The organism is Pseudomonas sp. SIMBA_068 (assembly GCF_046534705.1).
In the GTDB taxonomy this organism is placed as follows: Bacteria; Pseudomonadota; Gammaproteobacteria; order Pseudomonadales; family Pseudomonadaceae; genus Aquipseudomonas; species Aquipseudomonas putida.
This window is the reverse complement of record NZ_JAWRYI010001389.1, coordinates 1-243: the sequence shown is the minus strand read 5'-3', so window position 1 is coordinate 243 and position 243 is coordinate 1. Positions and strand designations below refer to the sequence as shown.

General features: G+C 43.6%; 1 protein-coding gene. It reads right to left on the bottom strand.

All coding sequences use genetic code 11. From position 1 onward, the window contains the following. On the bottom strand, positions 1 to 243 hold a 243-nt coding region (locus SB756_RS34175), incomplete at both ends, for an Ig-like domain-containing protein (RefSeq protein WP_410913768.1).

The following is a 243-nucleotide window of genomic DNA, read 5'->3' as shown; positions in this document are numbered from 1 at the left end:
GGTGTGTACTGAATTTGATTATCAACAATTAGCGCAGTGCCACTGTCGGCAGAGACCTCGCTTAATATTAAGCTGTCGCCATCAATATCCGAATCATTGGCTAAAACGTCAATGAGCAATGCAATTGCGTCTTCATTTATGGTAGCAAGGTCAGCGTTTGCAACGGGTGCATCATTTACAGGCGTTACAATAATCGTAACACTTGCGGTACTGTCTTTCTCACCAGGAGAGCCATTTTCATAC